Origin of the sequence: Dyella sp. C11, assembly GCF_003121485.1 — a bacterium.
In the GTDB taxonomy this organism is placed as follows: Bacteria; Pseudomonadota; Gammaproteobacteria; order Xanthomonadales; family Rhodanobacteraceae; genus Dyella.
The window spans coordinates 1-5,580 of sequence record NZ_QAVX01000029.1; the positions used below are offsets into that span (position 1 = coordinate 1).

Here is a 5,580-nt window from a genome sequence, read left to right on the forward strand (position 1 = left end):
TAAGATCGGCGGCAGCGTCAGAAGTGAATAAGACACAGCTCCCCACCGGCAGGTCCGGCCCGGAGACGAGCCACAAACTGTCGCCCACCTTGGCCTTCCCCCGCCCGTGGACAATCGGCTCGGCCAGCACATATCGCTGCCCGATCTTCTGCTCGCCACGCCGGTTGAGCAGCGCATCACCCGGCTCTTCCCGCATCAATCGTGGACGCACCGCGTACCAGTAGACAGCGCAGGATAGAAACGCGAGCACGGTGAACACCACCGCCTGCGCGAGCATCGACATGCCAGGCACCATCAGCACCGCCACACCGGTGATGCCCGCGGCAATGCCGATCCACAACATGAAATAGCCGGGAAGAATCACCTCGATGGCGATCAGCACCAACGCCAGAATCCACCACAGGTAATGCAGGGCAATCTGTTCCATGGTCGTGGTATCCGATGCTCAGCTTATCGACGGAGGCGTGCGACGAGCCGTGGGTGACGGCGACGACGGCTGCTGGCTCATCGCGTCCTTCGCGAGCTCGGCAATGCCGGCCAGCGAACCGAGGATACCGGTGGCTTCCATCGGCATCAGCAGGGTTTTCTGGTTGGGCGAATGCGCCATTTCCTTCAGCGCTTCGACGTATTTGTTGGCCACGAAATAATTCAGCGCGTTGACGTTGCCGTTGGCAATGGCCTCGGACACCATGCGCGTCGCTTCGGCTTCTGCCTCGGCCAGGCGAATGCGCGCTTCGGCTTCGCGGAATGCGGCTTCTTTCTTGCCTTCGGCAGCGAGAATGGCGGACTGCTTTTCACCATCGGCCTTGAGCACGGCAGCCTGGCGGAAACCTTCGGCTTCGAGGATGTTGGCGCGCTTTTCGCGCTCGGCTTTCATCTGTCGTGCCATCGAATCGACCAGATCGCGCGGCGGCGCGATGTCCTTGATCTCGATGCGATTGACCTTGACGCCCCATGGGTGCGTGGCTTCGTCCACCACGGTGAGCAGCTTGGCGTTGATGGCGTCGCGCTGGCTGAGCGATTCGTCCAGGTCCATCGATCCGAGCACGGTGCGGATGTTGGTCATCACCAGCGCGAGCGCAGCCTGTTCGAGGTTAGCCACTTCATACGCCGCCTTGGCGGCATCGAGCACCTGGTAGAACACCACGCCATCCACGCGCACCACGGCGTTGTCCTTGGTGATGACATCCTGCGAGGGAACATCCAGCACCTGTTCCATCATGTTCATCTTGCGGCCGACGGCCTGATAAACGGGAATCAGGAAATGCAGGCCGGGGGACAGCGTGCGCGTGTAACGACCGAAGGTTTCCACTGTCCATTCGTAGCCCTGCGGCACGATACGCACCAGCTTGGCGATGCCGATGACAACGACCACAATCAACACCAGAGCAAACAGCTGTCCCATTGCCTTACCCCCGTTCCATGAAGTTGAGCGGAGTATAGGCGAGGCGGAACGTGGGCAATGCTAAGAAAGCGCTGAGCTTTTTTCTAACGAGGTCCTAACGGCAACAGCAGGCTGACGCGCAGGCCACCCTCCTCACGATTGGCCAGGGCAATGCGGCCACCGTGTGCTTCAACGATCTCTCGCGCCAACGCAAGGCCAAGACCCGTGCCCGAACGCTTGGTGGAGTAGAACGGCAACAACGCCTGCGCGAGCACCGTTTCACTCATGCCGGGGCCACGGTCGGCGACTTCAATGCGCACATCGCGACCGATGACGGCCAAGGCCAGCGACACGCCGTCCTCGGCGCTGCCCGATTCATGGGCATTCTTCACCAGATTGATCAGTACCTGCTCGATCTGTGCGGCATCGAACCAGCCCGGCTGCTCAGGCAACGAACCGCGCACCTGGAATTTGCAGTGCAACGACAAATTGTCGAGGAAAGGCTTCCAGTCGATGGCGACCGGTTGCGGCGCGGGCAGCTTGGCGAAACTCGCGTAGCCGGCGATGAAACCATGCAGGTGGCGCGCACGCTCGCCGATGGTGGCGAACACGCCGGGCAGGCGCGTGGTGTCGCCGCGTCGCGCCAGTTCCGCACCCGAGTGCGCCAGCGAGGAAATCGGCGCCAGCGAGTTGTTGAGTTCGTGACTGATGACGCGAATCACCCGCTTCCCCGTCGCCACTTCCTGACGTGACAACTCGCGCGTCATGCGGCGACACAATTGCAGGCGATGCGGGCGGCCTTGCAGGCGAAAGCTGCGCTGCGAAAGGTGGAAGGTTTCTTCACCGCCATCCATTTCCACGGTGAGCAACGCATCCTCGCCACCCTCAACGGCGCGGCGCAATGCTTCCGGACTATCGCTGATGAGGTCCACGAAATTGAGGCCGTGCAGCGTGCGCCCTTCATTGAAAAGATGACGGGCCGCAATGTTCGCGTAGGTCACGCGGCCGCCCGCATCGGTGAGCACCAGCGCCACTGGCGTGTTTTGCACCACGGTGTCCAACAGCAGTTCGCGCTGCGCAAGGTTCTGGCGCTGCTCGCGCAACGTCTGGCCCAGCGCGTTGTGCATGCGGATCAACTCGCCGAGTTCGTCACGTCGCGTGGCGGCAATCGAAAAACTGAAGTCGCCGTCGCGATAGCTCGCCACTGCACCTTCCAGCGCACGCAGCAGCTTGGTGATGGGTGACATCACGCGATGCCCGAGCCACAACGACAACGGCAGCAGGAACGCGAATGACACGAGAATGCCGCCGTAGAAACCGAAATGCGCCGGTGTACCCAGGTCGATGCCCAGATCGTGGCGCATCCACACCAGAATCTGCGGCAGCGGCCACTGCGTGACGCCCGCGTAGATGAGCGCGCCGGCCACGCCGGCAAAGCCAAGCAACATCACCATGCGCGACTCGAGCGAACGGAGGCCAAGCCGCATTACATGTCTCCCCTGTGGTGTGCCGTCATCAGTGACATCCCGCTCCCGGCCCCATGGGTACGCAATTCACGTTGGGCCCGTGTCCATTGTTGATGATCACGCGGATCGGCGTCTGGTCCGGAGGCGCGTTGTCTTTCGGAGCCGAGTTGCTGAAGTTGAAGCGCTGCGCGTCGTTGGCCGCGCTGCTCAAGGGGTCGCGATAGCCCTGCCCCGCCGTGCTCGCCGGCGCCGGCGGCAGGCTGGGCAGGCGAAGGTTGGGCTGGGGTATGGCGTTGCTGGCTTGCGCCCATGCGGCACTGTGCAGGCAGGCCAGGATGATGACGAGAAGCAGTTTGCGATAACGCATGGCGGACTCCTTCGGCATGTCGACCATCATCCTCGGCCTTTCCGATGGCCGCAAATGACGGGCCGGTTACTGTGGGAGCGCGCTTGCGCGCGACCATTGAGACCTCGCCCTATCGCCATGACGGTCGCGCACAAGTGCGCTCCTACACGGGCGAAAACATTACGCCTGCGCCAGACCGTAACGCTCCATGCGCCGATACAGCGCCTGACGCGACAACCCCAGCGACTGCGCCGCCCGGCTGACGACGCCGCCGGCCTTGTCCAGCGCCGCTTCCACGGATTCGCGACTGGGCTCGTCCAGGTTGCGGGCGGCTGCGCTGGCCACCTGCGGCAGGTTCAATTGCTCGGGCGTGATGCGTCCGTCGGCGGCGAGCAACGCCGCACGTTCGATGGCGTTCTTCAGTTCACGCACGTTGCCTGGCCATGCGTACGACAGCAGCGCATCGCGCGCGGCGTCCGTGAGTTCCGCACGACCATCGAGGAAGAACTCGGCCAGCGGCAGAATGTCGTCCACGCGCTCGGAGAGCGGCGGCAGGTTCACTTCGATCACGTTGAGTCGGTAATACAAATCCTCGCGGAACGTACCCGCGCGTATCATCGCCTTGAGGTCGGCATTCGTTGCGCTCAATACGCGCACTTTCACGTGGCGCGTGCGGCCGGAACCCAGTCGCTCGAACTGCCCCGTTTCCAGGACGCGCAGCAGCTTCACTTGGCCGGACAGCGGCAGGTTGCCGATTTCGTCGAGGAACAAGGTACCGCCGTCCGCCAGTTCGAAACGGCCTTCGCGTGCCTTGTTCGCGCCGGTATACGCACCCGCTTCAGCACCGAACAATTCGGCTTCGATCAGTTCGCCCGGCAGCGCACCGCAGTTCACCGCGATGAACTGGCCACGCTTCACCGCCGAATTGGCATGCACGATGGCGGCAATGCGTTCCTTGCCCGCGCCGTTGGGCCCGGTGATGAGCACGGGCACATCGGAACGTGCGACCTGGCAGGCCAGATCCAGCGTGCGCGCCATGGCTTCGGAGGCGAATACGATGTTGTCCAGGTCGTAGCGACGCTGCAGGTCTTCGCGACGCTTGCGGCGTTCGTTGCGCGCGCGCGTGACTTCGCGCGTGGACTCGGACAGCTCCAGCAGGTTTTCCACCGTGGCGAGCAGCTTGGCGTCGTCCCACGGCTTGGCGAGATAGTCGGCTGCGCCAGCCTTCACCAGTTCCACCGCCGTTTCCAGGTGTGTCCATGCGGTGAGCAGGATCACCGGCATGTCGGTATGGCGCTGCCGCAGCTCGCGGAACAACGCGATGCCCTCCTCTCCCGAGGTGGTATCGGCGGTGAAGTTCATGTCCTGGATCACCACGTCCACCCGCTCGGTTTCGAGCATGGCCAGGCCCTGCTCGGGTGTCAGCGCGATGAGCGGGCGGATCTCATGGAGGGAGAGCGCCAGTGAAAGCGCCTCGCCCACGGCCGGGTTGTCGTCGATGATCAGTACGGTTCGCATTCGTCGCTTGCACATGTAGACGTGGATGCATCTCCACGCCAAAAGGTTGCCATGGTTCGCGAGATTCGTCGCGGACCGCTCAAAACGAACTCACTCGCCACTGGCCGCAGGCGGCGCGGCATGGGTGGACGCGGTCAGTTCGCGTGCTTCGTTGGCCAGCGTCACCGTCTGTTGTGTTCCGCCACGGCGAACCGTGAGCGACACCGGCTGTTCGCCTGGTTGACGCAGGCGTTCCAGCAATTGGGCCACGCTTCGCGTCGGCTCGCCGTTGACGGCAAGGATCTCGTCGCCCTTGGCCAGGCCCCAGAGGGTGTCGGGCACCACCGCCACCACATCGACGCCGGCCTTGTCCTTGCTTGTGGCGAGGCGCACGCGGCGCCCCTCGCTGCGCCAGCGCAGGCTGTTGTCGCTCTGGAACACCAGCCGGCTCGGCCCCGATGGCGCCGCCGTGGTTGCCGCGGATGCCGGCGCGACCGGGGCGGCAACCAGGGCATTCGCCTCGACGGCCAGCATCACGTTGCGCTCCGCACCGCCATGGCGAACGACCAGCGGCAGCGGCGAGGCGGCATGCGTGCGCAGCGTGGCCAGCAAGCCACTGACACTGCCCACGGGGTGGCCATCGGCCTGGACGATGGTGTCGCCCTGGTCCAGTCCCCACAGGCCGGCCGGCGTAAGGCCAAGCACATCGACGACGCCCTTGTCGTCTGAGCCCAGATGCACATAGCGCCCGTCGTCGTGCCAGCGCAGCGTGTGGTCGGACTGGTACACCCAGTGACCTGCCCATGCCGCCAGGGGCGATGCCAGCATCGCCAGAAGCAGCAGTGTTTTTCCCGATCGCCTCATGACCTGTCTCATATACACAACTG

Annotated in this window: 6 protein-coding genes; all 6 read right to left on the reverse strand. The window is 63.9% G+C overall.

Annotated elements, in window-relative coordinates; genetic code table 11:
- The coding region (locus DK366_RS19700) for an NfeD family protein (protein WP_109127265.1) at nucleotides 1–427 on the reverse strand (427 nt) is incomplete at its 3' end.
- Nucleotides 428–445: 18 nt separating this feature from the next.
- On the reverse strand, nucleotides 446–1,405 hold the full coding sequence (locus DK366_RS19705) for an SPFH domain-containing protein (RefSeq protein WP_109127266.1): 960 nt from the start codon (nucleotides 1,403–1,405) through the stop codon (nucleotides 446–448).
- A gap of 83 nt (nucleotides 1,406–1,488) precedes the next feature.
- Entirely contained in the window at nucleotides 1,489–2,871 is a 1,383-nt protein-coding gene (locus DK366_RS19710) for an ATP-binding protein (RefSeq protein WP_109127267.1), read from the reverse strand.
- Nucleotides 2,872–2,899: 28 nt separating this feature from the next.
- Nucleotides 2,900–3,217 carry a hypothetical protein gene (locus DK366_RS19715; RefSeq protein WP_157956629.1) on the reverse strand — a complete coding sequence of 106 codons (318 nt, stop codon included), beginning with the start codon at nucleotides 3,215–3,217 and terminating at the stop codon, nucleotides 2,900–2,902.
- Nucleotides 3,218–3,376: 159 nt separating this feature from the next.
- A complete protein-coding gene (locus DK366_RS19720) occupies nucleotides 3,377–4,714 on the reverse strand; it encodes a sigma-54 dependent transcriptional regulator (protein ID WP_109127269.1) in 1,338 nt (445 codons plus the stop codon).
- Nucleotides 4,715–4,804: 90 nt separating this feature from the next.
- The coding region (locus DK366_RS19725) for a PDZ domain-containing protein (protein ID WP_157956630.1) at nucleotides 4,805–5,580 on the reverse strand (776 nt) is incomplete at its 5' end.

Bases quoted from the DNA above. Each gene is read 5' to 3' on its own strand.
- DK366_RS19720 (WP_109127269.1), bottom strand. From the start codon at position 4,714: ATGCGAACCGTACTGATCATCGACGACAACCCGGCCGTGGGCGAGGCG.
- DK366_RS19710 (WP_109127267.1), bottom strand. From the start codon at position 2,871: ATGCGGCTTGGCCTCCGTTCGCTCGAGTCGCGCATGGTGATGTTGCTT.
- DK366_RS19705 (WP_109127266.1), bottom strand. From the start codon at position 1,405: ATGGGACAGCTGTTTGCTCTGGTGTTGATTGTGGTCGTTGTCATCGGC.
- DK366_RS19715 (WP_157956629.1), bottom strand. From the start codon at position 3,217: ATGCGTTATCGCAAACTGCTTCTCGTCATCATCCTGGCCTGCCTGCAC.